Origin of the sequence: Halorubellus salinus, assembly GCF_020567525.1 — an archaeon.
GTDB lineage: Archaea > Halobacteriota > Halobacteria > Halobacteriales > Natrialbaceae > Halorubellus > Halorubellus salinus.
In genome coordinates, this window is record NZ_JAJCVI010000003.1 from 383459 (window position 1) to 408466 (window position 25008).

Annotated in this window: 24 protein-coding genes; 16 read left to right on the forward strand and 8 right to left on the reverse strand. The window is 66.3% G+C overall.

Annotated elements, in window-relative coordinates:
* Window positions 1-12: 12 nt before the first annotated feature.
* Window positions 13-1221: a hypothetical protein gene (locus LI336_RS10175; RefSeq protein WP_227133018.1), complete on the reverse strand. Its 1209-nt coding sequence runs from the start codon at window positions 1219-1221 to the stop codon at window positions 13-15.
* Window positions 1222-1402: 181 nt separating this feature from the next.
* Here LI336_RS10175 and LI336_RS10180 point away from each other — a divergent pair, with 181 nt between their 5' ends.
* The 3 genes from LI336_RS10180 to LI336_RS10190 all read left to right on the forward strand — a co-directional run bounded on the left by LI336_RS10180 (window position 1403) and on the right by LI336_RS10190 (window position 4296).
* Entirely contained in the window at window positions 1403-2212 is an 810-nt protein-coding gene (locus LI336_RS10180; protein ID WP_227133019.1) for a cytochrome b family protein, read from the forward strand.
* Window positions 2213-2277: 65 nt separating this feature from the next.
* Window positions 2278-3147 carry a universal stress protein gene (locus LI336_RS10185; protein ID WP_227133020.1) on the forward strand — a complete coding sequence of 290 codons (870 nt, stop codon included), beginning with the start codon at window positions 2278-2280 and terminating at the stop codon, window positions 3145-3147.
* Between the two features lie 177 nt (window positions 3148-3324).
* The gene (locus LI336_RS10190; protein WP_227133021.1) at window positions 3325-4296 is read left to right on the forward strand and encodes an AAA family ATPase; all 972 of its coding nucleotides are present in this window, start codon (window positions 3325-3327) and stop codon (window positions 4294-4296) included.
* 57 nt (window positions 4297-4353) lie between these two features.
* On the opposite strand, the gene LI336_RS10195 is transcribed toward LI336_RS10190, so the two are convergent.
* The 6 genes from LI336_RS10195 to LI336_RS20505 all read right to left on the reverse strand — a co-directional run bounded on the left by LI336_RS10195 (window position 4354) and on the right by LI336_RS20505 (window position 7039).
* Entirely contained in the window at window positions 4354-4779 is a 426-nt protein-coding gene (locus tag LI336_RS10195) for a universal stress protein (RefSeq protein ID WP_227133022.1), read from the reverse strand.
* A 92-nt stretch (window positions 4780-4871) separates the two neighbouring features.
* Window positions 4872-5309 carry a DUF2267 domain-containing protein gene (locus LI336_RS10200; RefSeq protein WP_227133023.1) on the reverse strand — a complete coding sequence of 146 codons (438 nt, stop codon included), beginning with the start codon at window positions 5307-5309 and terminating at the stop codon, window positions 4872-4874.
* A 188-nt stretch (window positions 5310-5497) separates the two neighbouring features.
* The gene (locus LI336_RS10205) at window positions 5498-5776 is read right to left on the reverse strand and encodes a hypothetical protein (protein WP_227133024.1); all 279 of its coding nucleotides are present in this window, start codon (window positions 5774-5776) and stop codon (window positions 5498-5500) included.
* A gap of 35 nt (window positions 5777-5811) precedes the next feature.
* Window positions 5812-5937, reverse strand: a complete 126-nt coding sequence (locus tag LI336_RS20155; protein ID WP_264475361.1) for a hypothetical protein — start codon at window positions 5935-5937, stop codon at window positions 5812-5814.
* A gap of 1 nt (window position 5938) precedes the next feature.
* A complete protein-coding gene (budC, locus tag LI336_RS10210) occupies window positions 5939-6670 on the reverse strand; it encodes a meso-2,3-butanediol dehydrogenase (RefSeq protein WP_227133025.1) in 732 nt (243 codons plus the stop codon).
* A 99-nt stretch (window positions 6671-6769) separates the two neighbouring features.
* Window positions 6770-7039 carry a hypothetical protein gene (locus LI336_RS20505; RefSeq protein ID WP_438267276.1) on the reverse strand — a complete coding sequence of 90 codons (270 nt, stop codon included), beginning with the start codon at window positions 7037-7039 and terminating at the stop codon, window positions 6770-6772.
* A gap of 103 nt (window positions 7040-7142) precedes the next feature.
* Here LI336_RS20505 and LI336_RS10220 point away from each other — a divergent pair, with 103 nt between their 5' ends.
* The 10 genes from LI336_RS10220 (at window position 7143) to LI336_RS10265 (ending at window position 19447) form a co-directional block, all read left to right on the forward strand.
* The gene (locus LI336_RS10220) at window positions 7143-7787 is read left to right on the forward strand and encodes a phosphoribosyltransferase (protein WP_227133026.1); all 645 of its coding nucleotides are present in this window, start codon (window positions 7143-7145) and stop codon (window positions 7785-7787) included.
* Window positions 7788-7973: 186 nt separating this feature from the next.
* Window positions 7974-9191: a CBS domain-containing protein gene (locus LI336_RS10225; protein WP_227133027.1), complete on the forward strand. Its 1218-nt coding sequence runs from the start codon at window positions 7974-7976 to the stop codon at window positions 9189-9191.
* A gap of 150 nt (window positions 9192-9341) precedes the next feature.
* Window positions 9342-12089: a cation-translocating P-type ATPase gene (locus LI336_RS10230; protein ID WP_227133028.1), complete on the forward strand. Its 2748-nt coding sequence runs from the start codon at window positions 9342-9344 to the stop codon at window positions 12087-12089.
* 133 nt (window positions 12090-12222) lie between these two features.
* Window positions 12223-12750 (forward strand): phosphopantetheine adenylyltransferase, encoded by a 528-nt coding sequence (locus tag LI336_RS10235; RefSeq protein ID WP_227133029.1) that lies wholly within the window; start codon window positions 12223-12225, stop codon window positions 12748-12750.
* Window positions 12751-14136: 1386 nt separating this feature from the next.
* The gene (locus LI336_RS10240; protein WP_227133030.1) at window positions 14137-14499 is read left to right on the forward strand and encodes an alpha/beta hydrolase family protein; all 363 of its coding nucleotides are present in this window, start codon (window positions 14137-14139) and stop codon (window positions 14497-14499) included.
* Window positions 14500-14567: 68 nt separating this feature from the next.
* Window positions 14568-14858 (forward strand): ArsR/SmtB family transcription factor, encoded by a 291-nt coding sequence (locus tag LI336_RS10245; protein ID WP_227133031.1) that lies wholly within the window; start codon window positions 14568-14570, stop codon window positions 14856-14858.
* On the forward strand, window positions 14845-15273 hold the full coding sequence (locus tag LI336_RS10250; RefSeq protein ID WP_227133032.1) for a DUF8036 family membrane protein: 429 nt from the start codon (window positions 14845-14847) through the stop codon (window positions 15271-15273). The genes LI336_RS10245 and LI336_RS10250 overlap by 14 nt, the downstream gene beginning before the upstream one ends.
* Window positions 15274-15370: 97 nt before the next feature.
* The gene (locus LI336_RS10255; protein ID WP_227133033.1) at window positions 15371-17047 is read left to right on the forward strand and encodes a transposase; all 1677 of its coding nucleotides are present in this window, start codon (window positions 15371-15373) and stop codon (window positions 17045-17047) included.
* A 1003-nt stretch (window positions 17048-18050) separates the two neighbouring features.
* Window positions 18051-18923, forward strand: coding sequence for a ParA family protein (locus tag LI336_RS10260; RefSeq protein WP_227133034.1), 873 nt, complete (start codon window positions 18051-18053; stop codon window positions 18921-18923).
* On the forward strand, window positions 18920-19447 hold the full coding sequence (locus LI336_RS10265) for a DUF7970 domain-containing protein (protein ID WP_227133035.1): 528 nt from the start codon (window positions 18920-18922) through the stop codon (window positions 19445-19447). Before LI336_RS10260 ends, LI336_RS10265 begins: the two co-directional genes overlap by 4 nt.
* A gap of 154 nt (window positions 19448-19601) precedes the next feature.
* On the opposite strand, the gene LI336_RS10270 is transcribed toward LI336_RS10265, so the two are convergent.
* Window positions 19602-21251 carry a cobyric acid synthase gene (locus LI336_RS10270; protein WP_227133209.1) on the reverse strand — a complete coding sequence of 550 codons (1650 nt, stop codon included), beginning with the start codon at window positions 21249-21251 and terminating at the stop codon, window positions 19602-19604.
* Window positions 21252-21444: 193 nt separating this feature from the next.
* On the opposite strand from LI336_RS10270, the gene LI336_RS10275 reads away from it, so the two are divergent.
* The 3 genes from LI336_RS10275 to glmS all read left to right on the forward strand — a co-directional run bounded on the left by LI336_RS10275 (window position 21445) and on the right by glmS (window position 24731).
* Complete coding sequence (locus LI336_RS10275; protein ID WP_227133036.1) at window positions 21445-21855, forward strand: hypothetical protein; 411 nt, start codon at window positions 21445-21447, stop codon at window positions 21853-21855.
* A 454-nt stretch (window positions 21856-22309) separates the two neighbouring features.
* Window positions 22310-22519: a hypothetical protein gene (locus LI336_RS10280; RefSeq protein ID WP_227133037.1), complete on the forward strand. Its 210-nt coding sequence runs from the start codon at window positions 22310-22312 to the stop codon at window positions 22517-22519.
* Window positions 22520-22919: 400 nt separating this feature from the next.
* The gene (glmS, locus tag LI336_RS10285; RefSeq protein ID WP_227133038.1) at window positions 22920-24731 is read left to right on the forward strand and encodes a glutamine--fructose-6-phosphate transaminase (isomerizing); all 1812 of its coding nucleotides are present in this window, start codon (window positions 22920-22922) and stop codon (window positions 24729-24731) included.
* Window positions 24732-25008: the final 277 nt, after the last annotated feature.

Consider the following 25008-nt stretch of genomic DNA (forward strand, 5'->3'; position numbering starts at 1 on the left):
CCGACGACCACTTCATCGCGTCGCGAACGCGCCAGCGAGCAGGTAGCCGTACCCGAGTGCGCCGGCGAGGCCGACGAGCGCGCCCGCGGTCTCGACCGAGTTCAGTCCCCCAGCGGTGCCGACAGCCTGGAGCGCGACGCCCGATGCGAGTGCGGTCACGGCGACGCTCGCGGTTCGGTCGGTGCAGTACGGCCACCGGCCGACGGTCGGCGGATAGAACTGGAACGTGGCGCCGACCACGGTGAGCCCGAGGAATCCGAGGAGCGTGACGCGGCGGTGCGCGACGACGAGCGCGCCGTCGAGGTCGACGACCGCGAACCACGCGCCGAGCGCCACCGCGACGACGCCCGCGACCGCGCCGCCGAGGACGCTCCAGAACGCGACGCGGCGACGCGCCGATCGCCGGAAGCACCGGCCGTAGGCGACCGCGTACGCGACTATCGCGGTCGCTTCGAGGAGCGCGCCCGCGACGAGGAACTCGCCAGCGGGGACGGTCGCAGCGAGGACGACGGGACCGAGCGCGCCCGTCGCGAGCGCGAGCACGAACGCGCCCCTGGGCGGGTCGACGACGAGGAACCGCGGCCAGAGGCGCGCGCCGAGCGCGAGCACCAGCAGGGTCGCGGTCCCCGCACCGAGGAGGTGCGTCGCCCGCGGCGGATACCCGTCGAAGACCAGCGCGACGCCGGCGAGGAGGTCGACGGCCGGTGCGGCATTCCACGCGACCGCGGTGGCGTACGAGCCCGCGACCAGGTACAGGACCGCGACCGGGACGAACGCGTTCGCCGTCCGGTCGAGGCCCGCGAGGTGCGCCTTCCCGTCGCCCGTCGCGGTCTCGGCACCCGTCGGGTTCGAGCGAACCGTCCACGCGAGCGCCGCGACGAACACCCCCACGCCGGCGGTCCACGCGAGTGCGCCCACCGTGCCGACGACGCGAGGGATCGAACCGAACGACGCGGCAGCGGCCATCCCCGCGACGCCGAGCGCCGTGAGCGGCAGCTGGACGACCATCGCTCGCGGCGCGGCGAGCTCGCGGTCGAAGTACGTCGGCACCAGCGAGTACGCCTTCCCGAACACGACGTGGAGCACGAACCCGGAGAGCGCGAGTGTCACCACCGCCCGCGATGGCGCGTTCACGAGCATCGCGACGTGCGCCGCGACCAGCGCCGCGACCGCTATCGCGACGTACCGGCGCGCCCACCGCGACACCAGCGCTACAGCCATCGTCCCCGCTTCGCCCACCACCCTGAAATCGATGGTGCCGGACGTGTTCGCTCCGGCGACGGCCAAACCAGGAACTTGACTGGTCAATCGTAATGAATGTCTTGCTTGAATAACAGGCGTTGCAATCCGTCCCGTCCCCTCTTTTCGTTCTCGCCCGCAGTACCCCGCGTAGCCCTCCACCATGACAGCCACCGACGACGGCGACGATAGTGACGACTCAGCGGACCGAGCCGTTCGGACCGACGGCACGGGCGTCCTCGCGCCCGACGACGAGACCCCTACGTGGACCGAACGCAAGACACGAACGCAGGGCCTCTCCCGGTTGACCTACGAGTACTTCGAGCGCGCCCGCCGCGAAGACGAGGACCTCCGCCAGGAGTCCGACTACGTCGAGCGGGACGTGCTCGCGTTCCCCGCGTGGCCCCACGAGACCATCAGGAACCTCTCCCTGGCGTGCTTCTTCGTCGGCATGATACTGTTCCTCGCTGGAACGCTCCCACCGCACATCGGCGCGCCCGCGAACGGGAACGAGACCCCCGCAGTCATCCTCCCCGACTGGTACCTCTACTGGTCGTTCGGGCTCCTGAAACTCGGCCCGCTGAACCCCGAGCTCTCCATCCTCGGTGGACAGACGGCGGCCGAAGGCGCGAAACTGATGACCGACCGGACGTACGGCGTCGTCGCGAACCTCGTCGTCGTCGGCATCATCACCATCGTCCCGTTCCTGAACAAAGGCAGCGCCCGACGACCCGTCGAACAACCGTTCTGGGCGGCCGTCGGCGTCGCCGGCGTGACGTTCGCGTTCACCATCAGCGTCTACTCCCTCAAGAACATCATCAGCGGCCTCGTCGACCCGCACCTGCTCCTCGACCTCTCGTTCCTGCTCCCACCGATCGCGGGCGTCATCGCGTACGCCGTCCTCCGGTCCATGCAGGAGGGATACATGTACGACCTTAACCGCAGGTACTACCGACTACGGCCACCGAAGTAAACTACGGTCACGAACACGCTGGAATCGTAGCAAGGCATTTCGGGTTCCCCCTCGAAATGCAACCAATGTATCAGAACGTCCTCCTTCCGGTTACCGCGGAGACCAGCGACACGCGATTCCTCTACCACGTCGGCGAACTCGCGACCGCGCTCGACGCCGAAGTGACGTTGCTCGCGGTCGCGGACACGAACCGCGACAGCGTCACGCTCGTCGACGGCGACGTCGTCGACGCGCTCGAGGCGGAAGGCGAACGAGCGCTCGCGGACGCCGAGGGCGTCCTCGAATCCCTCGGTCTCGACCCGGACACCGACGTCGTCCAGGGGACGCCCGCTCGAACCATCGTCGATTACGCCGAGCGCTACGAGCACGACCTCGTCGCGATGCCGACGCACGCCCGCACAGGCCTCAGGCGGTATCTCCTCGGGAGCGTCACCGAGAAGGTCGTCCGCCTGTCGCCAGTCCCCGTCCTGACCGCGCGAACGGTCGAGGACGAGGAGCTCTCGTTCCCCTACGAGCGCGTGCTCGTCGCCGTCGACGGGAGTGCGCCGTCGCGTCGCGCGAGCGAGCAGGCGCTCTCGCTCGCCAGCGCGCTCGACGCGGGCGTCGACGTCCTCTCCGTCGTCGACACCGGCGGGCTCGGGCCGGACGTCCGCGCAGAACTCGTTACGGAGCGCGCTCGCGTCGACGCTCAGGACCTCGTGCGCGGCGTCGAGACCGACGCCGAAGAACGCGGGATATCGGACGTCCGCACCGAGGTCGTCGAGGGCGTCCCGGCCGACGCCATCGCGTCCTACGTCGACGACCACGCGGTCGACGCCGTCGTAATCGGAACCACCGGGCGGACCGGAATGGACCGCGTCCTCCTCGGGAGCGTCGCGGAGAAGACCGTTCGGTCCGCGTCCGTTCCCGTCCTCACCGTCCGCGGCGACGACTGAAGGCCGACCGACGGCTTCGGTCACCGGAGCGCCCCGAAGCCAGCGAGCGCGCCAGCGACGGCTCCGTAAACGCCTCGAACCCGACGGCGCGGTCCCGTCCCCCGGGGACACGACCCCGGCGGTCTCGGTCGGTGCTCGCCAAAGCGCTTTAACGCGACTACCTCCGATACGTACACGATGCCAACGGACGACATGTCGGTCCCCGACGCGGCCGCGCACGCTGGCGACGTCATCGACCGAATCGCAGCCGCCGTCATCACGGACCGTGCGTTCCTCGAAACCGTCCTCACGGGCGTCCTCGCTCGCGGGCACGTCCTCCTCGAGGACGTGCCGGGAACCGGGAAGACGCTCACCGCACAGGGGACCGCGCACGCGCTCGGGCTGTCGTTCAATCGCGTGCAGTTCACGCCCGACCTCCTCCCGAGCGACATCACGGGCTCGCACGTCTACAACGAACACACCCAGGAGTTCCAGTTCAACGAAGGCCCGATATTCGCGAACGTCGTCCTCGCCGACGAGATCAATCGTGCGCCACCGAAGACCCAGGCCGCACTCCTCGAAGCGATGGACGAGAAGCAGGTGAGCGTCGACGGCGAGACCCGAGCGCTCCCGGACCCGTTCTTCGTCATCGCGACCCAGAACCCAGTCGAGCAGGAAGGGACGTTCGAACTCCCGGAGGCCCAGCGCGACCGGTTCGTCATCAAGACCGCGATGGGGTACCCCGACCGCGCCGGGGAACTCGAACTCATCGACCGGCGCGCGAACCGCTTCACGCAGATGCCGACGATCGACGCCGCGGTCGACAAGTCACAGGTCCGCGCGCTCCAGGAGGTCCCCGAGCGCGTGCACGTCGAGGACGACGTCCGCGAGTACCTCGTCGACGTCGCGCGGGCGACTCGCGTCGACGACCGCGCCGAGATCGGTGTCTCGCCGCGCGGTATCCAGCGGTTCTTCGAGGCGGCGCGCGCTCGCGCCGTCATCGCCGGCCGCGACTACGTCACGCCGGACGACGTGAAGTTCGTCGCCGACCCCGTGATGCGGCACCGCATCGTCCTCACGCCCGAGGCGAACATCCAGGGCGTCACGAAGGCGGACGTCGTCGACAGCGCGCTCCAGAGCGTCGACGTCCCGAACGTCACCGGCCGCTGAACCCGCGCGCGTTCCCCGGCGCCCCTCGGGTAGCCGGCACCGCTCGGTGCGCGACGGTCACTCCGTGGAAGACGCCTTCACGACGCGGACCTCGCGCTCCGACAGTTCGTCGACGGTCCGACCGACGCCCGAGAAGTGCTCGTCGTGGTCGCCTTGCTCGCCGACGACGACGAGCGTCGCGTCCACCTCGTCCGCGTACTCGAGGATGACCTCGTGGGGCGTGCCACGTCGCGTGTCGCCGTCGACGGTGACGTCGCTCGCGTCCGCCATCTGCATGACCTCGCGCACGCTGACGTCGGCGTGATCCTCCGCGTAGATGGTGGCGAGCTCCCCCGAACTGAGCGCCGGTTCTCCGAACTTGCGTTCGTCGACCACGCAGATGACGTGGAGGTCGTGTCCGCCCGCGGTCGCGAGCTCGATGGCTTCCGTTGCCGCTTCGCGAGCGTACTCGCTCCCGTCGGTCGCAAGCAGTATCGTACCCATACTGCAACTACGGGTGGGCGTCGCATAACTCGGCCGTTCGGTGCAGGGACTCGAGAATCACGCGTCGGCGACTGGTCACCAGTCGTCGACGGCTAGGTCGCCTCCGCGCCCTGGCTCTCGTGCCAGCCGCCGCCGTCGACGACCTCGAAGAGCTCCCCCCAGTTCTCGTCGTCCTCGCTCTCGGGGAGCTGGTCGCGGAGCTGCTGGAAGTCGGATTCGGGCACGAGGTCGTGGACGAGGTCGACGATGAGCCGCGCGTGGTACGCCGCGTCCGTCCCCTTCACCTGCTCGATCTCGGCGACGCGCTCGACGAACTCCGACCAGTCGAACCGCTGGCCGTACGCCTCGGGCGCACCAGCGAGGTACCAGTTGATTTCCATCGGGAGGGACGCAGCGAGGTCCTCTGCCGCGTCCTTCGGGATGCGAGCGCCGAGCGTCGAGAGCGTCGCCCGGATCGCGCGAACCGTCTCGCCGGTCCCGGGGAGTTCGAGTCTGTGCTGTACCTCGCCGGTGAATTCGTCGAAGTTCATGATGTCTCGTCGTTCGAGCGCTGACCCTTTAGCGGATGTTTCCCGGTGCTCCGGGGTACCGACCACCTCGTGACGGCACTGCGACCAGTCGTCCACCGACGAGTGACGCCCACGGTCGGCGCCTGACGAACGGAACCTCGAAGCGTCCAGGTGGCACTCGTCGGGGGATACCACCACCGACCGGGCGCTCACTGCGGGGCCGGCGCACGGTGGAACGACGTCGAGTCCGCCGACCGGAACCATCGCGGAGCCTCGTCCTCCGGCATCGACGACGGGACAGCGTTCGTCCTCTCCGAGAGCCCCGGCGACCCCACGCCCACTCCCTTCCGGGAAAGCGCGTCCCCGCGGCCATCGCCGACCAGGGAGCGGCCGTGTTCGAGTCGCTCGCCGACGAACTCGGCCTCTCCGCGAGCACTGAGACGCATCATTACATCGCCAGCACGCGACGCCATCACCGCTCTCATCATGCCGAACGACGAGCGAGGCCCCGACGCCGCTCGCCTCACGCGCACACCTGACGCTCCTGGACGCGCTCGCGGACGCGACACGGACGGCCGCGTCCCTCCCGGACCGCGCCCGGGACGTCACGTCCGTCGACGTCGGCGAGACCCCGAGCGAGGTCGCTCACGTCAGTGCGCGGTCCACCCGCCGTCCACCGGGATGTTCGCGCCCGTGATGTACGACGCCCCCTCGGACGCGAGGAACACCGCGAGCGGCGCGATCTCCTCCGGCCGCGCGGGTCGGTTCATCGGCGTCTCCCCGAGCACGAAGTTGTAGAACCGCTCCGTCTCGAGGAGGTCCTCGGTCAACGGCGTCTCCACGAACCCCGGACAGATACTGTTCACGTTGATGCCGTCCTCGGCGTAGTCGACCGCGACCTGCTGCGTGAAGTTCACGACGCCGCCCTTCGCCGCCGAGTACGACGCCGCTCCCTTCCCGCCGACGAGCCCGTAGATCGACGCGACGTTCACGACGAATCCCTCCGTCTCCATGAGGTGCGGGAGCGCCGCCTTCGTTCCGTGCATGACGCCGTCCAGGTCGATGCCGAGGACGCGATCCCACTCCTCGAGCTCCATGTCGCCGACGGACGTCTCGCTCGCCACCCCCGCGTTGTTCACGATCACGTCGAGCTTCCCGAACTCCTCAACGGTCGCATCGACGAGAGCAACGACTTGCTCGTAGTCGCTGACGTCCGTCTGCACGAACTCGCACCTGAGTTCGGCCGCCGCGGCCTCTCCATCACTCTCGCTCCGGTTCGCGATGACGACGTCCGCGCCCTCGTCGACGTACGCCGACGCGATTGCGTACCCGATACCAGACGAACCGCCGGTGACGACCGCCGTCTTCCCCTCGAGTTGCATTGTCTCTCTCCGTGAGACCGTTCGACGGCCACGCCCTAAGCGACCGCCTTGACGGACACGATCGAGACGCAACTCGTTCCCACGTCTCGCCACGTCGCTCTACCACGTCGACAACCGGCCGGCAACCGTCCGGAACGCGTCAGCACGCGGACGCGCTCGGGGACGGGAACCGGTCAGGCGTTCGCGGACGCGCTCGATGTTCCACGCGCAGCCCCTCCCGTTCGTCGGGGTCTCCACTACCATCGGTTTGTCACCGAGGGGGTCGTGGCTCACGAGCCGCCGGAACCCGTCGACGCCGACCTCGCCCTCGCGCTCGACCGCCGCCGCGAACCCGTCGGTCATGGAGACGTGCGCACCGACCCGGAACACGCCCCATACCATCTCGAGGTCGGAGGTTAACGTTCTCCTGACGTCGGTCCGTCGCCTCGAACGTTCCCCGCAATCCAAGTCCCCGAACGACGAACACTCGAGCATGGCCGGACCCGTTCCCTTCCGGGACCGAACCGACGCCGGCGAGCGCCTCGCCGCGGCACTCCACGACCGCGGCGTCGAGGCGGACCTCGTCCTCGCGATCCCGCGCGGGGGACTCCCGCTCGGTCGCGCCGTCGCGGACGCTCTCGACGCACCGCTCGACGTCGTCGTCGCGAAGAAACTCGGTGCGCCCGGGAACCCCGAGTACGCCATCGGCGCCGTCGCGAGCGACGGGAGCGTCTGGCGGAACGACGCGGCGTTCCGGAGCGACCGCGTCGACGACGCGTACTTCGAGCGCGAACGCGACCGGCAGGTCGACGCCGCCCGCGAGAAGGCGCGACGGTACCGCGACGGCGACACCGAACCGGACGTCGCCGGCAAGCGCGTGGTCCTCGTCGACGACGGCGTCGCAACCGGGTCGACGGTTCGCGCGTGCCTCCAGCAACTCCGGAACGGCGACGCCGAGCACGTCGTCCTCGCCATCCCAGTCGGCCCACCGGACACCGTCGAAGCGCTCGCGGAGCACGCCGACGACGTCGTCTGCCTCGCGGAACCACCACGATTCCAGGGCGTCGGGCAGTTCTACGAGCGCTTCACGCAGGTCTCAGACGAAGAAGCGATGACGTACCTCGATGACGCGAACTGACCTCGTCGACGGTCCGCGACGACCCCTCGCGAGCGAGAGCTCGCGTCCCGACCAGTTCCCGTCCGGTTCGCTCCCAGTCGCCGGGAACGACGGGCGGGTTCATGTACGCTCGAACCGTACGTTCACTCGTAGGGAAACCGGCGGTCGTATCGCACACGAACCCACGCAGCCACGGACACTCCAACCATGGATATCGCCGACATCATCTCCACCGACTTCGTAGAACTAGCACCCGACGAGAAGGTCTCGCAGCTCGTCGGGGTATTCGAGGACCCCGCAGTGAAGGGCGTCGTCGTCCGCGACGACGCCTTCGAGGGCGTGGTCACGCGACGACAGCTCGCGAGCTCGCATCACCCGCCCGACGAGAAGGTCGGGTCGCTCGTCTGGCACGTTCCCCGGCTCTCGCCGGACGAGGACGTCCGGAAGGTCGCCCGACTCATGATCGACGCGGACTCGCGGATCCTCCCCGTCTTCGAGGGCGACGGCCTCGTCGGCGTCGTCACCGTCGACGACGTCCTCGGCGCCGTCGAACCGTTCCTCGACGCCGCGACCGTCCGGGAAGCCGCGACCACGGACATGGTCACGGTCGAACCAGACGCCACGTTCGGGCGAGCGCTGAACGTCCTCCGCGAGCACGGGTTCACGCACCTCCCGGTCGTCGACGGCCACGACGCGGTCGGTATCCTCAGTCTCTACGACGTCGTCGACGTCACGACGCGCGCGGAGACCCGCAGTCAGGGCGGGAACGCTGGCGGCACCGACGCGGTCGGCGGCCAGATCGCTGCAAGCACCGGTCGGTCCAGAGGTGGCGGGTTCGGCGCTCGCGAAGGCGAGCGCGCTCGCGTCCTCGACCTCCCGGTCCGCGACGTGATGGTCTCGCCGGTCAGGACCATCCATCCCGACGAGACGCTCGACGTCGCCGTCGCGGAGATGTTCGACGTCGACGGGTCGTCGCTCGTCGTCACCGAGAACGGCGACCCGTACGGTATCGTCACGAAGACGGACGTCCTGGACGCGCTCACGTGGGAGGCCGGCGGGAACCGGGCCGTCCAGGTGTACGGGACGGACCTCCTCGACGACGTCCAGTACGACGACGTGGTCGCGATGATCGAGAAGTTCGACGGGATGGACGGCGGGACGAACGTCCTCGACGCGAAGATACACCTGCACGAACACGACGAGACCCACCGCGGCACGCACCTGCTGCTCGCGCGCATCCGTCTGTACACGGACGACGGCCTGTTCATCGCGTCCGGCGAAGGCTACGGCGCGACCCACGCGCTGAACGAGGCCCGGGACGTCCTCGAACGACAGATCCGCGACGACAAGACGTACGGTCGGTCGAAGAAACCGCCGAGCGAGGAGTTCTGGGAGAAGCGCTTCGGGTGGATGCTCGAGGAGTGAGGAACGAGCCACTCCTCGGTGGCGTTCAGGACGTACCTCTAAGAGCGAGGCGTTCGAGGACAGTAGCATGAACGCGCTCGCAGCCGTCCCGGCTCGCGGTCTCGCACGCGTCTGGAGGAGTCGAACGTCGGTCGCGTGGCCCGTCGACAGATGAGTTCGGTGACGCCCGTCGAACAGGCGGGCGCGCCGACGGCGTGGCACGCTCGCTCGGTCGAGGACGTCCTCGACCAACTGGACGCGACCGAGGGAGGGCTGTCGAGCGAGGAGGCCGAACGCCGGCTCGACGAGTACGGCCCGAACGAGATCACCGGCGAGAACCAAGTCTCTCCGTTCGAGATATTCCTCTCGCAGTTCCAGGACGTCCTCATCTACCTCCTCGTGCTCGCTGCGCTCCTCTCGCTCGCCGTCGGGCTCCTCCCCGGCGAGGACGCGAACGTCGTCGACGCCGCCCTCATCCTCGTCATCCTCTTCGCGAACGGCATCTTCGGGTTCGTGCAGGACTACCGCGCCGAACGCTCCATGCAGCGACTTCGCGAGCTCTCCGCGCCCGCGGCGACCGTTCTCCGGGACGGCGAGAAGCGGGAGGTGGACGCCACCGCGATCGTCCCCGGCGACGTCGTCGTCCTCGAACAGGGCGACGCCGTCCCGGCGGACGCACGACTCGTCGACGTCACGAACCTCGAGACCGCCGAGGCCGCCCTGACCGGGGAGAGCGCGACCGTCGGGAAGGACGCGGCCCCCGTCGACGAGGAGGCGCCGCTCGCCGAACGCCGGAACATGGTGTACATGAACACGAACGCGGTGAAGGGACGGGCGCGCGCGGTCGTCGTCGGCACCGGCATGGACACCGAGGTCGGAGCCATCGCGACCCAGATGCAGGCGGCCGACGACGGCGAGACGCCCTTCCAGGGCGAGGTCGACGAACTCGGGCGTCGCATCGGCGTCGGCGTCATCGGGCTCATCTCGCTCGTCGTCCTCGTCCAGTTCCTGTTCACGGCGACCGACGCCATCAGCATCCTCCTGACCGCCGTCACGCTCGCCGTCGCCGCCGTCCCCGAAGGCCTTCCCGCCGTCGTCACGCTCACGCTCGCGCTCGGGTCGCAGAAGATGGTCGACCGGAACGCGCTCGTCCGCCGGCTCCCCGTCGTCGAGAGCCTCGGGAGCATCGACACCATCCTCACCGACAAGACCGGGACGCTCACCGAGAGCCAGATGACCGTGCAGCGGGTCGCGTTCGGCGACGGCGTCTACGACGTCACCGGTGCGGGTCTCGAAGCCGAGGGCGAATTCCGTCGCGACGACGAACCCGTCGACCCCGCGGTGCTCGAACCCGTCCTGCGCTGTGGCGCGCTCTGCAACAACGCCGAACCCGCGCCCGACACCGAGGACCGCGAGTACTTCGGCGACCCGACCGAGGTCGCCCTCCTCGTCTCCGCGCGCAAGGCCGGCGTCGAGCGGGCCGCCACCCGCGTCCGCGAGGTCCCGTTCTCCTCGGACCGCAAACGCATGACCGTCGTCGTCGAGGGGACCGGCTCCGAGGGCGGTGACGACGACGCCCACACCGCGTACATGAAGGGCGCGCCCGGCACCGTCCTCGACCGCTGCGACCGCGTGCTCGTCGACGGCGAGGAACGCGACCTCACCGACGCCGACCGCGACCGCGTCCTCGAACGCACCGAATCGTTCGCGAGCGACGCCCTCCGCGTCATCGGGTTCGCGCGCAAACGCGTCGCCGACCCCGACGTCGACGAGGACGCACTCGAGGCCGACATGGTGTTCCTCGGCCTCCAGGGGATGCTCGACCCGCCACGCGACGAGGTCCCACAGGCCGTCGCCGACTGCCGCGACGCCGGCGTCCGCGTCGTCATGGCCACCGGCGACAACGTCGAGACCGCGAAAGCCATCGGCGAACAGGTCGGGTTCGACCCCACGGGCGCGATTACCGGTCCCGAAGTCGAGCGCATGACCGACGCGGAACTCGAAGACGCCGTCGAGCGCGTCGAGGTGTTCGCTCGCGTCGCCCCCGAGCACAAGGTCCGCATCCTCGAAGCCCTCCAGGCGAACGGGCATCGCGTCGCGATGACCGGCGACGGCGTCAACGACGCGCCCGGCGTCCGGAACGCCGACGTCGGCATCTCGATGGGCGAACGCGGCACGGACGTCACGAAGGAAGCGAGCGACATGATCCTCCAGGACGACAACTTCGCGACCATCCGCGACGCCATCGCCGAGGGCCGCGGCATCTTCGACAACATCCGGAAGTTCGTGAACTACCTGCTGTCCGCGAACGCCGGCGAGGTCCTCGTCGTCTTCGTCGGCGTCCTCGTCGGCAGCGCGCTCTACCCGTCGCTGTTCGCCGGGAACACGGAAGCGCTCGTCCTCACGCCCGTCATGCTCCTCTGGATCAACCTCGTCACCGACGGATTCCCCGCACTCGCCCTCGGCACCGACCCGAAAGCCGACGACATCATGGCGCGGCCCCCACGCAGCGAGCACGACCCCGTCATCGACCGTCGGATGCTCCTCTCGATCGCCAGCATCGGGACCATCATGACAATCACCGGACTCGCGCTGTTCTTCTACGCGCTCGAGGTGACGCGAGACCTCGTCGTCGCACAGACGCTCCTGTTCACGCTCCTCGTCACCATCGAGATGGTCCGCATCCACCTCATCAGGTCCCGCTACGACCTTTCCCCGCTCTCGAACCCCTGGCTCGTCGCCGCCGTCGTCCTCTCGCTTTCCCTCCAGCTCGCCGTCCTCTACACGCCACTCCGCGAGTTCTTCGCCGTCGTCGCACCGACCGTCGAACACTGGACGTGGATCGGCGGCGCGTTCGCCGCGTTCGTCGCACTCGCACTCGTGGTCGAATCGCTCGTCGAACGCGCGCTCGCGGCCTGACCGCCCACGCTCCGGGGTAGCGTTCCTCTCCGCGTCCGCGCTCCACGAGGCGCCGTCCTCGAGCACTCCGGTCGCTCAGCCGAACGCGAACGCGACCCCCTACACCTACGGCGACAGAACGCCTGTACCCGGTATGAACGGCGACGAACGTATCACGGTTCTCGGCGGCACCTTCACGCCCATCCACAACGGGCATCGGGCGCTCCTCCACGAAGCTTTCCAGACCGCGAGTCACGTCGGCGCCGACGGCGGCCACGTCATCGTCGGCCTCACCTCGACCGAGCTCGCCGAGCGAACGCGGAGCGACCCCTCGCACGTCGAACTCCTCGGGTCGTTCGACGCGAGACGCGACGCGCTCGACGCCGAACTGGAACGGATCGCGGGCGCTTACACCGCCTCCTACGAGATACTCCAGCTCGAGGACACCGGCGGGCCCGCGGCGACGCGGGACGACGTCGACGCGCTCGTTGCCTCGCCGGAATCGAAGTCCCAGCGCCGCGCGTACGAACTCAACGAGCAACGGATCGCAGACGGGAAACGACCGCTCGAGATACACACCCCGCCGTTCGTCGTCGCCGAAGACGGAAACCGGATCTCCAGTACTCGCATCCGGAACGGCGAGATCGACGTTCACGGCCGGCTCCTGGACGACGGTCCGTAGAACCCCGTAGGAGTCGGCGGTCGCCTCCCACGCGGCGACGTCGGTGACCGCTCGAAGCGCTCCAGGACGCTGCTTCCACAGGACGAGCTTCTTACTACGAGCAGTACCGGTTCCGGGGACATCCCGACCGTGACGACGAACTCGGACGAAGGTCGGGGACGTCGTCACGTCGCTCCCCGACGTCGACGCCGACGACTGCTGGGTCCTCCCGACGCTCTACGACGCGGTCGACGCCGACGCGGTCGAACGCACGTTCTTCGGCTCGCAGGCGGGTGGCGTCGACCGCCTCGTCGAAGGATCAGCGTCCTTCGAGTGCATCGAACACGCCATCGCCGCCCCTAACGACGGTTTGACGTTCGTCTACAACTCCTGCCCGCAGCGCTCGCCCCCGTCGTGCTCGCACGACACGACCCAGTAGTTGAGACTGGCGCTCTCAATGCATACGCTCTGGGCGATACAGTATTATCCCAATCTAACATCATTTGTCAATATCGGGCGTTCTGCATGAACTGGAATGAATTTGTGCCTAACCTGTGGCCGATTTCGGCAATCGACTAAGTCAGTTCCCCGGACAGTACGATCTGTATGTCATCGGGCATCTCTCGGAAAGCGTTTCTTCGCGCAACTGGAGTCGCACTTGCTGCGACTATCGCAGGGTGCAATAGCACAACAGACAACAGCGGACCGAACACCAATACACAGACCTCTCCTGAGACTTCTCCGCAATCCGAACAACAGAATGACGACTCTCCGACGTTCGGAAATTTCTACGTCGGCAACGCAAACACAAGCAGTAGTACAGTCATCGACGGACGTGCTGAAGTCGTATATACACGGCCCGATACGGCCACCGACAAGTCACCCGTCGTAATGGTGCCTGGCCTCGGATTGTCACCGTACATTTACCGGACGACACCTGACGGTCGACGCGGCTGGGTGGAGTACTTTGCCGAAGCTGGCCATCCAGTGTATGTATTCAACCCGCCTCGAAACGTCGATTCAGGTGGCTTAGACACTGCTGCCCTCCAGAACTCTGACTCCGCGTCACTCTCTCGGTGGTCTATCGATCGAGCATGGCCGACGTGGGGGTTCGGACCTGAAGTCGGTGACCCATACGAGGACGTTCGATACCAGGTTGAGTCGGTCGACCAACTCGTTGCGTCATTCCCCGCATACGTTAGCACTGGTGGCGGAGGTGGCGGTAGACAAAGTGGGGGCCAGACGGGTGGACGTGGCGGCGACCAGAACTCCACACCTGCGGATTCCACTGAGACAGCAGCTGGAACCCAGACTGGGTCGACTACCGGAGGTGGCGGTGGGAGTCGGTTCGCACCACCCCAAGAGACTGCCGCCCTAGAGGCGCTTCTCAACCGTGTTGGTCCGGCAGTGCTGCTCGTTCACTCAGCGGGCGGTAGTTCCGGATTCACAGTTGCACAAGCTGCGCCGGACCTCGTTGAACGGATCGTCGCAGTTGAGCCGGTCGGTGCGCCGACTGACCCGCAAACTGTGGCGGAGATGGGTGGTGATGCACCGTTCATGGGCGTGTATGGCGATTATGTCGACGAGCGTGGGCAGACTGGTCGCAAGGAAGCGACCCAGACAACTGCAGAGCTCGCAGGAGAGACAAGTCCCGCATCGACGCTGCTTAGCCTTCCGGACGAAGGGATATCCGGAAATACACATCTCATGATGCAAGACGACAATAACGGTGAAATCGCTGATCGGATTATCTCCTGGATTAGTGACTGATTTGAGGCCGTAGTATCGTTCGGCCCGAGACAGAATGTATTTGCACCGACCAAATGAATACTCGATAGATGCGGCAGTTGCTCTGGTGGCTCATTGGTGGGTCTCGTGGAGGCCGAAATCGGCTTCGTATCCTCCGCGCACTCAACGACCAGCCACGAAACACCAATCAATTGTCGAATGACCTAGGTTTGAACTACAAAACAGTGCAGCACCATCTCGAAGTCCTCGAGGAGAGCAATATCGTGACCACGGAGGGTGACAATTACGGGCAGATGTACTTCCTCTCAGACAGAATGATGAACAACCTCGACATCATGGAAGACGTGGCGGAACAGGCCGGAGTTGATGATGATTCGTAACTGGATCAAGGGTCCACTTGGAACGACAGTAGCGAGTGCGACCGCCGCGAGTGGTATCGCACTCTTAGTCGCACTATTCACATCAGTTCCGTCCCATGGCCCTCCGTCGAGGGCGCTGTCCTCCCAGGTTGAACTGCTCATTCGGATGGAGGTTTTCTTTACCACCCTGAACCTCGTGTTACTGGTGGCACTCGCAGTCATCTACGTGCAGCTTTATCGCGATCTTCCGAACAAGTACACAGCAAGCCTGCTTGTGCTAAGCCTCGCGCTGCTCCTATACGCGGGTACGTCAAATCCCGTAGTACACAACGTCTTCGGCTTCCGCCCTCGCCCAAATATCGGCGCGTTCGTGTTTCTCCCGGACTTCTTCATCGGACTTGCCATCCTAGTTCTCCTCTATCAGAGCCAGACCTGAGTTCGAATCAATTTTTCAGAGGTCTGAGGTGGCTTTCATAGACTGATTTCGTTCACCGATTAGACGGACTCTTTAGCCTCTCCAGCTATCTCCTGATGTGGGTGTGACGCGTGAGTCACGCCGGACTGTCTTCCGTCGAATCGCTCGCCAACCGACTATCGAGTGGCCAGTCTATACTTCAAACCCGCTGTATGACCGCGCTTCACTTGCCGGATTAGAGTCGGATATTCGCGCCGTCGCAGGAGCTTGGTTCGATCACGTCCACCACGAGTCAGTTGAGAAGTTCGTTTGCTCACTTCCGCTAGCGTATTTTCAGTTCAACGTACACGACCGCTACGTGGGACCAACTCGCTACGAGATTGACACACTATTTCGGTTATTCGTTCTGAAGGAACTCCACGGGTGGGAGCACGAGACCGCACTCTTCGAGTACCTCGAAAGCCATCTCGAACTCTGTGAATGTCTTGGGCTGGGTGCCGTTCCCGACCAATCGACACTCTGGCGCAGTTGGCACACGCGCTTCAACGATGGGCTTCGCGAGACGGTCCAGAAAGCGGCTCGAACGATTCTCATCAAAGCGCAGAACGCCGACGTCACCGTCCCCCGCGAACCAGAGCAGATCCTCCCGGCTCGTTGCGATGACGTGGACGAATCGGTTCCAGACGACCGAGCCATTCTGGACAACGCCGATAGAGTCACCGAGCACGTCAGCCGTGTCGTGTTCCCTGCGTTCTCGCTCAATCGTGGCAAGGGCTGTGAGGTCCACGAGCACGCTTTTTGGGACCTACAGACGTATCTCGGACTGCGCGAGCGGCTGGCTGCAAACGAGGGTGCTCGCAGTTTCGTCCACGAGTCAACGCGGGAGCGGACACCACTCGGACACGCCCACCGCGACCACATTCGTGATCTCTCTATCGAGCAGATTCGAGCGATGTACCGGCAGGCGATTCGACGACTCATTGATGAAGTCGCAGAGACGGAGAAGTTCTTCCGGGCAGGGATCGTCGCTATCGACATCACCGAGGCTGCTCCCTTCACCGGCGACCGGACCGGCCACGAGGACGAGATCATCGGGACGAAAGAACAGACCGACGAGTACGCCTATCAGTGGGCGACCGTCCAGCTGGTCGGGAACGCTGTCCCACTCGTCCTCGATGCCCGCCCGGTACGGAAAGGCGAGTCACGACTAGAAATCGTCGAGGACTTGCTGGATTCGGCTGAAGAGCTCGTTCACGTCGATAACGTACTGATGGACCGGGAGTTCGATAGCCAGCACGTCCTGGAGATGATTAGTCAGCGCGGGCACTCCTACGTCGTTCCGAAGCGGATGCAGACCAACGAGAAAGCCCAGGCCAAGCGATTGCTCCAGCGCGATCAAGGCCGATATGAAACTGACCGGAAGCTCCACCTCGGCAAGAACGAGTGGCACGAGACGACGCTGATCTACCGACGGAAAGAGGACTCCGAGCACGACGATCACCGGCAGTATTCGGTGTTCATGACGAATCGGGGGAGCGGACACCTCACGGAGTACGGCTACAGGTGGGAGATCGAGAGTGGGTACAGGTCGATCAAACGGTTCATGGCGGCGACAACGTCGAAGAACTTTGGGCTGCGATTCTTCTACTTCGCGTTTGCGTGTCTGCTGTACTCGATCTGGCGAACTGTCGATCTCCTCGTCCAAGCCGAATTGACTGGCGAGTATGAGCACTCACCGGTGATTACAGCGGACAACACGCTGACGCTGCTGAAGAAGGAAACTGGAACCGGGTAGAGAGACACTCTGTCTGGGTTAGCGCGCCGTCTGAGTGGCTACACTATTGGACGTCTGAAAAATCTGCCCATATGGTTGAAGGTTTGACAAGAATGGCCGCTTGGAGAGTGATCTGGAGCAGTTTCCGCTGACCGAATCGGTCAAATTCGCGCATCACAGGCCCGCTAAACCCACTGTAGTCTCAACTTCCAACACGACCCAGTCAATATAGCGCCATGGGGTTCATCAGGGGTCTGCATTCGTCCACCTGCGGACACCGCACTTCGAGCGAGTCGCGTCGTGCTCTCTCAGCCATCCCTACCCTGATACCAGACCCGGACCGGGCCGTCGGCGACGACCTTCGACCCCGTCGAGTCCACGGAGCTGAACCCTCCCGGAACCACTCACCACCGAGGGTCTCTCTCGACACCGCGCTCGCTCTCGCCACCATCCGCTCGTGTGCCCGACCGATCCGTCCCTGGAACCGGCTTCGGTGCCCGACACACGCTGTCGCATCGAACCCTCGCCCCGTGTGCAACCTGGCTCCCGATCTCTCGCCTGGCCCGTTCGCCATCCGGTCCGAGTCCCCTTCCTGGGAGCCGACCGAAGCCGACCCCGATACCGGTCACCGAGGAAGCGAACCCGAACATCCCCCGGCCCCTGTCCGAACAGTGCCACCGACCTCCTGCCTCGACCAGGGTGTCCAGCCAGCTTGCCCCGCGGATGTGACCGGCCGGACCACTCAGGCACATCGACCGTGCTGTCTGACCGGTGTCCTTGTCCCGGCCAACTGGACGAACTCCCTGCACAGCACAGTTGGACAGTAAAACTGTATAGTTAGCTTGGGCAGTAATTGTGGGCAGTGTAATTACTCAGTCAAACGGACTGGTGTAACTGTACAGTGTTACTGCGTGGGTTGGCTGTGTGGTGTGGTTGGTTGCGTTGTCTGTGTACGCTGCTTGTGTGAATTGGCTGTGCACATGGACTGTGTTTTATTACGGATGGGTCAGTACGTACAGTCCAGATGATCACGTACACGACGTACAGTGAAGCTGGTGGGGTGGGGAAGACGACGACGGCGGCGAACCTGGCGGCTGCGCACGCCGAACGCGGCCAGCGCGTCCTCGTCGTCGACCTCGACCCACAGGAGGGCTCGCTGAGTTACGTCTTCGACGTCGCCGACGACCGCGCGGACGGCAGCGCGGACAACATCGTCCGCCACCTCATCGGACGCCCGAAAGGCGAGTTCACCGACCTCATCCGGACGGACACCGGCGAGGCCGGCGTGGACGTCCTCCCCGCGCACAACATGCTCGCGAACCTCACGCAGAACATGATGAAGGCCGCCGAGATCGAGGAGGACATGCACGTCGACGACGACTACGAGTGGCCCCGGAACGAGCAGTTGCTTCGATTGCTCCGCGAGAACGACGTCCCCGAGGACTACGACGTCGTCATCTGTGACCCGCAGGCGACCGAAGGTGACGCGCTGTACAACGCCATCTTCGCGACGCGGTCCGTGCTACTGCCCGTGGAGCTCTCGGGGAAGGGCGCGCTCTCCATCGACGGGCTCACCGACCTGGCCGAGGGCCTGGAGGCGGAGGTCGGCATCGACGTCGGCGTGCTCGGCATCGTTCCGGTCGCGTACAAGGGAACGAACACCCAGAAGGAGCACCTCTCCGAACTCGAGGCGTCGCCGTTCGACGTGCCGGCAGTGTTCGGCGAGCGCTCCAGTCTGATGCAGGAGATGTGGGAGTCGCAGGCGACCGCGTTCCGCGTGCTCGAGGAGGGCTGGAAGGAGGGCGAGAAAGGGCTGCGCCGAGAGTACGACCGTGAGAAGGACACGCTCGACCAGTACCGTGACCTCGCCGCGCACGTGGAGGGTGAGTTCGAATGAAGAAGGGAAGTGGCGACGACCCGTTCGCGGACCTCGACGAGGAGGCGTCCGGAGGGGATGATTCGGAGGCTGACCCCCAGGGGTCGGACGCTGACGAGGCGGTTCCGGCGGAGACCGACGACGAGGCCAGTTCATCAACCGAAAAGCGCTATACAGACTCGGGCGGGGGCGGTTCTGCCCAGGACCGAACCGGAACGGGCGATGCGGGCCGCGAAACGGGCGATAAAGCCGACCTTACCGACAGCGGGCGCGACGACGGCCAGACGAAGGCGGAGGCCGACGGCATCCCGTGGGTGCTCCGGCGGTCGCGCGTCAAGGAGGACCGGGAGAACGTCCACCAGTTCTTCCTCCGCGATGAGTACAGCACGCGCGAGGACGAGATCATCGAAGCGGTCGCCGGCGAACTCGACATGCGGCAGAAGGACCTCCAGAAGCTCGACGTCCGCGAGGCGATGGTCGCCTCCGCGGACCCGGAAGCCATCGCGGCCGTCCTCCGCGAGTGGGGCTACGAGTACCTGAAGTAGGGAGTGGTCGCGCCGCCCAGCCGGTGGGACGGAGAACTCGGGCGCGGCGACTCTCTCAGCGTGACCCCGGCAGGCCCTGCATCCGGACGATACCGAGGTGGGGCGTCGGGTGGCAGCCGACCGGGCATGGTTACGCGTCTCTATGCGATGCCGGTCAGCTGCCGGGGCGCCAGCGGTCGTCGTCGAACGGGCCGTCGAGTTCGGAGACGAGGGCGGCCGCGGCCGCGAACGGGTCGGTATCGCGAGCCTCGACGTCGGGTCGCGTTCGCTCGGCGTGCGCGTAGACGCCGTCGACGAACGACTCCCTGACCGACTCGTTCTCGAAGAGACCGTGGAGGTACGTGCCGATAGCGCGGTCGGTCGCGACGCTGGTCGACCCGAGCGGGCGGTCGCGGTCGACGGCTCCCGCTCGCGCGGCACGGTCGTCGGCGGTCGGCGACCCGTCACGGTCGGCGGGGGGCACGGCGCTGTCCTCGACGACGGTCGTCTCGCCCATGTGGATCTCGTAGCCGTCGACGGCCGGCGGAGAGTCGTCGCTGGCACCGGCCGCTGGGTCGAGGTAGCCGCCACCCTGGAAGGGAACGGTGACGGCTTCGACGCGCTTGTCGGTGGAGAACGCGGTCTCGACGGGGAGGACGCCGAAGCCGTCGACGACGGCTGCGTCGCCGGTTCCTTCGACGGCGGCGTTCGTGATGCGTTCGCCGAGGAGCTGGTAGCCGCCGCAGACGCCGAGGATGGGGCCGTCGAACGCGTCGAGCACCTGGTCGAAGTCGGCGTCGCGCAGCGCGCGAAGGTCGTCGACGGTGTTCTTCGTGCCGGGAAGCACGAGCGCGTCGACGTCCGCGACGGCGTTCGCCGCCCGCTCGGGGTCGAGGAACGCGACGCGAACGCCGGGCGTTCGCGCGAGCGGCTCGAAGTCCGTGAAGTTCGAGATGCGTGGGAGCCTGACCACGCCGACCGTGACGGTCCGCTCGGCGGGGACGCCGTCGTCGTCGCCGACGACGCGTCGACCGGCTGCCTGGTCCTCGTCGGGTAGCCCGAGGCTGTCCTCCTCGGGGAGCCCGGGGTCGTCGTAGGGAAGCACGCCGAGCACGGGCACGCCGGTTCTGGCTTCGAGCGCGTCGACGCCCGGGTCGAGGATGGAGCGGTCGCCGCGGAACTTCGAGATGACGGTGCCGACGACGCGCTCGCGGACGTCGTCGGGCATCAGTTCGAGCGTCCCGTAGAGGCTCGCGAACACCCCGCCGCGTTCGACGTCGCCGACGACGACGACCGCCGCGTCAGCGAACCGCGCCGTTTCGACGTTCGCGAGGTCGCGGTCGTGGAGGTTGATCTCCGCGATGCTCCCCGCACCCTCGGCGACGACGACGTCGTGCTCGCTCGCGAGCCGAGCGTGCGCATCGGCGGCCGCGTCGCGGACGCGCCCCCAGTGCTCGTCGTAGTACTCGCCGGCCGCGTACGTCCCGACCGGGTCGCCGTCGACGACGAGCTGGCTCTCACCGCTCCCCCGCGGCTTGAGGAGGACTGGATTGTGGTCGGTCGACGGCGGAACGCGCGCGGCGCGAGCCTGCACGTGCTGGCTGACGCCGACCTCGCCCCAGTCGCCGTCCGGTGAGAGTGCGACGCGAGCGTTGTTGCTCATGTTCTGCGCTTTGAACGGCGCGACGTCGACGCCGCGATCGGCGAGTCGACGGCAGAGACCCGCGACGACCGTGCTCTTCCCGACGTGGCTCGCAGTACCGGCGACGAGCACCGTCGTCGCGGTCGAAGCGTCGGGCACGTCGCCGGTTCGACGCTGGCGCATCGAGCCGTCGCGTCTCTCGGTCACGGCTCGACACTCGACGCCGTCGTCGAAAAGACTGCCGCTCGATGTCGTCGAAAAGAGTGCCGCCCGGCGTCGTCGATTCGACCGCCGCTCGCCGCCGCGACCCCGGTACAAAGACGGTACCGGCGGTACCGTTCAGATAACAAAGGTCTTCGCCGGCGTACGGTGGTTCGTGTCGTACGTCGACGCCGACCTGCCGGAGTCCGCGCCACGGTCGGAAGCGGTGCCGTCGGCGCTCCAGGGCGTCCTCGCGGTCGCGACGACGTCCACGCTGGACGCGGCGTCGACCGTCGTCGGGCTCTCGCTCGCGCCCGTGCTCGTCGAGAGCAATCCACTCGCGAGAGCGCTGTTCGCGGAGTACGGCGTCCTCCAGTCGGTCGTCGTCATCTCCGTCCTCCTCGCCGTCGTCGTCGTCGGCGTCACCGAAGCCGCAGTCCGCGTCCTGGCTGGTCGAACCCACCGGCCCGTGCTCGCCGGGAGCGTGGTCCGACTCGTCGGATACGGGACCCCGTCGCTCGTCTCCCTGTACGCCGCCACGAACAACGTCGTGCTGCTCGTCGAGCACGCACCACTGTTCGCGTAACGGCGGACTCGTCGAGCGGACCTCCAGCAACCAACCTCCTGGTAGAACCATCCAGCCACCTCCTGAATCCACGACGACGGTTTCGTTGAAACGACGTGAAATGGCGCGAACCGTCCGCCGGATAAGGTGACCTTACCGGTCTTGCGGGCCGTAACAGCCCGGTAAACGGTGCGTTGGTATCCTACCGATTACCGGTCTGGAAACGTCACCATCACGTAACCGAGTGGTAACCGACCGTCGTATACGGGCTTGAAACTGGTGGAAAGGTCTATTCATGTAGTCCCTCGCTACTCGTTCATGGTGTCACGAACCGTCTCGTTCCCCATCCGGCGCCACCAGGGTGGCGGTAAGGGGGCGTTACCGACGAGAAACGGCCCGTTCGACCGGCTGCGGCACGCACGAGGAGGACGGAGGCGAGCATGATCCCGGGGTGGGTGACTGGGGTGGATCTGGCGTGACGGACCTCGAACGTGCGTGGGCGGGCGTCGACGACGACCCGGACCTCGAACGCGACCTCGGCTACCGGCCGTTCGACGTCGAGGTCGTGGTCGCGGAACAGTACGGGCAGCTGCTCTTCCTGCCGAGCGACGACGACATCCTCGAGGAAGACTCGTTCGTCGTCGCCGACGAATCGCTCGTCGTCGACCTGGCGGACTGGCGCTGATCGACGCACCGGCCTGCTTCTCCGTTCAGTCGTCCTGCCAGTGCGCGGTCTCCTACTCCGACCACGTGGTAGCCACCTGATAACAGCCGGTCATGTGGAATGGTGACCACCGCCAGGGAACGTGGTCGGGTCGCGTTCGGATTGGCGACCTAGTACAACGGAACTACCCGAGTGGACACACTCCCTTGCTTCCGCCAACTGACGCATAACAAAGCCCGTCTCTACCCTCCCTGTTGGTATTCAGTAAGGTCGTGACAACGAATGCAAAGCCAAGATTTCCATCCCCCGAAACCCCCGTACGCGCCCTCCACGAAAGCACCCGGCCGTCAGGTTGCGAGCTCGCTCACGACCCGTCCGTCCGCCCGGCGCCACGCCGGCGGACGGGGGAGGTAACGTACTAATGTGTGGCATCACCGCACGCGTCGGGACCGAAGACTCCTCGGAGTCGCTCGTCGCGACGCTCGAGAACCTCGAGTACCGCGGGTACGACTCGGCCGGGATCGCCGTCAAGAACGGCACCGGCCTGAAGATCCAGAAGCGCCAGGGTCAGGTCGCCGCACTCCGCGCTGCAGTCGCTGAGAACCGCCTCGAGGGTGACCTCGGTATCGGTCACACTCGCTGGAGCACGCACGGCGAGCCGTCGGACGCGAACGCGCACCCGCACGTCGACTGCTCGGGTCGCGTCGCCGTCGTCCACAACGGCATCATCGAGAACCACACCGAGCTCCGCCGAGCGCTCGAAGCTCGCGGTCACGAGTTCCGGAGCGACACCGACACCGAGGTCGTCCCGCACCTCGTCGAGGAACGCCTCGACGCCGGCGACGACCCCGAGACCGCGTTCCGCGCCGCCATCACCGAACTCGAGGGGAGCTTCGCGCTCGCGATGATTCACGAGGACATCGATAGCGTGATCGCGACCCGTACCGGGTCGCCGCTCGTCCTTGGCGTCGGCGCGGACGCGAACTACCTCGCGAGCGACGTGCCCGCGTTCCTCGAGTACACGAACCGCGTCGTCTACCTCGAGGACGGCGACGTCGCCGTCCTCACCGCCGACGACTTCCGTATCACGGACGTCGACGGCTTCGAGGTGTGCCGACCCGTCGAGACCGTCGACTGGGCGGCCGAAGACGCCGGGAAAGGCGAGTACGACCACTACATGCTCAAGGAGATCCACGAGCAGCCGACGTCGCTCCAGCAGACCATCCAGGGTCGGCTGGACGGCGACGACGTCGTCCTCGAGGAGTTCGACGCCGGGTCGTTCGCCGACGTCCGCCGCGTGCACTTCGTCGCGTGCGGCACGAGCTACCACGCGGGGATGTACGCGGAGAGCTTGTTCGCGGACTGGAACGTGGACGCGCAGACGTTCCTCGCGAGCGAGTACGCGACGCACCCGCCCGCGATCGGCGAGCACACGCTCGTCGTCGGCATCACGCAGAGCGGCGAGACCGCGGACACGCTCGGCGCGCTCGAGATAGCGAAAGAGCGCGGTGCGCGAACGCTCGCGTTGACGAACGTCGTCGGATCGAGTGCCGCGCGCCTCTGCGACGACGCGCTGTTCATCCGTGCCGGCCCCGAGATCGGGGTGGCGGCGACGAAGACGTTCTCGTCGCAGGTGGCGACGCTCGTCCTCCTCGGCGAACGCATCACGCGCGACGTCACCGGCTCGCCGACGCCGGACGCGGCCGACCGCCTCCAGGCGCTCGCGGAACTCCCCGAGCACGTCCAGACCGTCCTGGAGACCTCGCGTGCGGCCGAGATAGCGGACCGGTTCGCGCACGAGGACTCGCACTTCTTCATCGGTCGCGGGAGCGCGTACGCCGTCGCGCTCGAAGCCGCATTGAAGTTCAAGGAGATCACGTACGAGCACGCCGAAGGGTTCGCCGCCGGCGAACTCAAGCACGGCCCGCTCGCGCTCGTCACCGAACACACGCCCGTCTTCGCGGTGTGTAACGGGAACAACGAGGCGAAGCTCGCGAGCAACGTCCGCGAGGTCCAGACCCGCGGCGGCCCCGTCGTCGGCGTCTGCCCGCGGTCGAGCGACGCGCTCGCCGACACCGCAGACGAGGTCCTCACGGTCCCCGCCACCCACCCCGACCTCGTCGCCATCCTCGCGAACGTCCAGCTCCAGCTCGTCGCGTACCACGCCGCCGACGACCTCGACCGCCCCATCGACAAACCCCGGAACCTCGCGAAGAGCGTCACCGTCGAGTGACCGGCTCCGCGTAGCAGTCACGACCACCTTCTCGGTTTTCTCCGTCAACAGACACTCTCCTTCCCGTCGACCATCCACCCCTGGAAGAGTTATCCAGAACCAGTTGCATCTGTCTGGCAGCAGTACCCGAATCGCTAGATACAGGCGAACGATGTAACGCGACTGGTTGTGATAGTCTCTTTCCTTGTCAGAAACGACGTGCGAGATACAGAGGGAGGTATTCAGCAGAGAGCGATTCATTGTTGGTCTCTTGTCGGAGTTAGCACGTAGCTCAGCA

Excerpts from the sequence above, each read along its gene's own strand:
- LI336_RS10270 (WP_227133209.1), bottom strand. The coding sequence starts at position 21,251 with ATGCGCCAGCGTCGAACCGGCGACGTGCCCGACGCTTCGACCGCGACG.
- budC (WP_227133025.1), bottom strand. The coding sequence starts at position 6,670 with ATGCAACTCGAGGGGAAGACGGCGGTCGTCACCGGCGGTTCGTCTGGT.
- LI336_RS10200 (WP_227133023.1), bottom strand. The coding sequence starts at position 5,309 with ATGAACTTCGACGAATTCACCGGCGAGGTACAGCACAGACTCGAACTC.
- LI336_RS10190 (WP_227133021.1), top strand. The coding sequence starts at position 3,325 with ATGCCAACGGACGACATGTCGGTCCCCGACGCGGCCGCGCACGCTGGC.
- LI336_RS10180 (WP_227133019.1), top strand. The coding sequence starts at position 1,403 with ATGACAGCCACCGACGACGGCGACGATAGTGACGACTCAGCGGACCGA.
- LI336_RS10220 (WP_227133026.1), top strand. The coding sequence starts at position 7,143 with ATGGCCGGACCCGTTCCCTTCCGGGACCGAACCGACGCCGGCGAGCGC.
- LI336_RS10260 (WP_227133034.1), top strand. The coding sequence starts at position 18,051 with ATGATCACGTACACGACGTACAGTGAAGCTGGTGGGGTGGGGAAGACG.
- LI336_RS10185 (WP_227133020.1), top strand. The coding sequence starts at position 2,278 with ATGTATCAGAACGTCCTCCTTCCGGTTACCGCGGAGACCAGCGACACG.
- LI336_RS10250 (WP_227133032.1), top strand. The coding sequence starts at position 14,845 with ATGATGATTCGTAACTGGATCAAGGGTCCACTTGGAACGACAGTAGCG.
- LI336_RS10230 (WP_227133028.1), top strand. The coding sequence starts at position 9,342 with ATGAGTTCGGTGACGCCCGTCGAACAGGCGGGCGCGCCGACGGCGTGG.
- LI336_RS10265 (WP_227133035.1), top strand. The coding sequence starts at position 18,920 with ATGAAGAAGGGAAGTGGCGACGACCCGTTCGCGGACCTCGACGAGGAG.
- LI336_RS10205 (WP_227133024.1), bottom strand. The coding sequence starts at position 5,776 with ATGATGAGAGCGGTGATGGCGTCGCGTGCTGGCGATGTAATGATGCGT.
- glmS (WP_227133038.1), top strand. The coding sequence starts at position 22,920 with ATGTGTGGCATCACCGCACGCGTCGGGACCGAAGACTCCTCGGAGTCG.
- LI336_RS10195 (WP_227133022.1), bottom strand. The coding sequence starts at position 4,779 with ATGGGTACGATACTGCTTGCGACCGACGGGAGCGAGTACGCTCGCGAA.
- LI336_RS10245 (WP_227133031.1), top strand. The coding sequence starts at position 14,568 with ATGCGGCAGTTGCTCTGGTGGCTCATTGGTGGGTCTCGTGGAGGCCGA.
- LI336_RS10175 (WP_227133018.1), bottom strand. The coding sequence starts at position 1,221 with ATGGCTGTAGCGCTGGTGTCGCGGTGGGCGCGCCGGTACGTCGCGATA.
- LI336_RS10235 (WP_227133029.1), top strand. The coding sequence starts at position 12,223 with ATGAACGGCGACGAACGTATCACGGTTCTCGGCGGCACCTTCACGCCC.
- LI336_RS10225 (WP_227133027.1), top strand. The coding sequence starts at position 7,974 with ATGGATATCGCCGACATCATCTCCACCGACTTCGTAGAACTAGCACCC.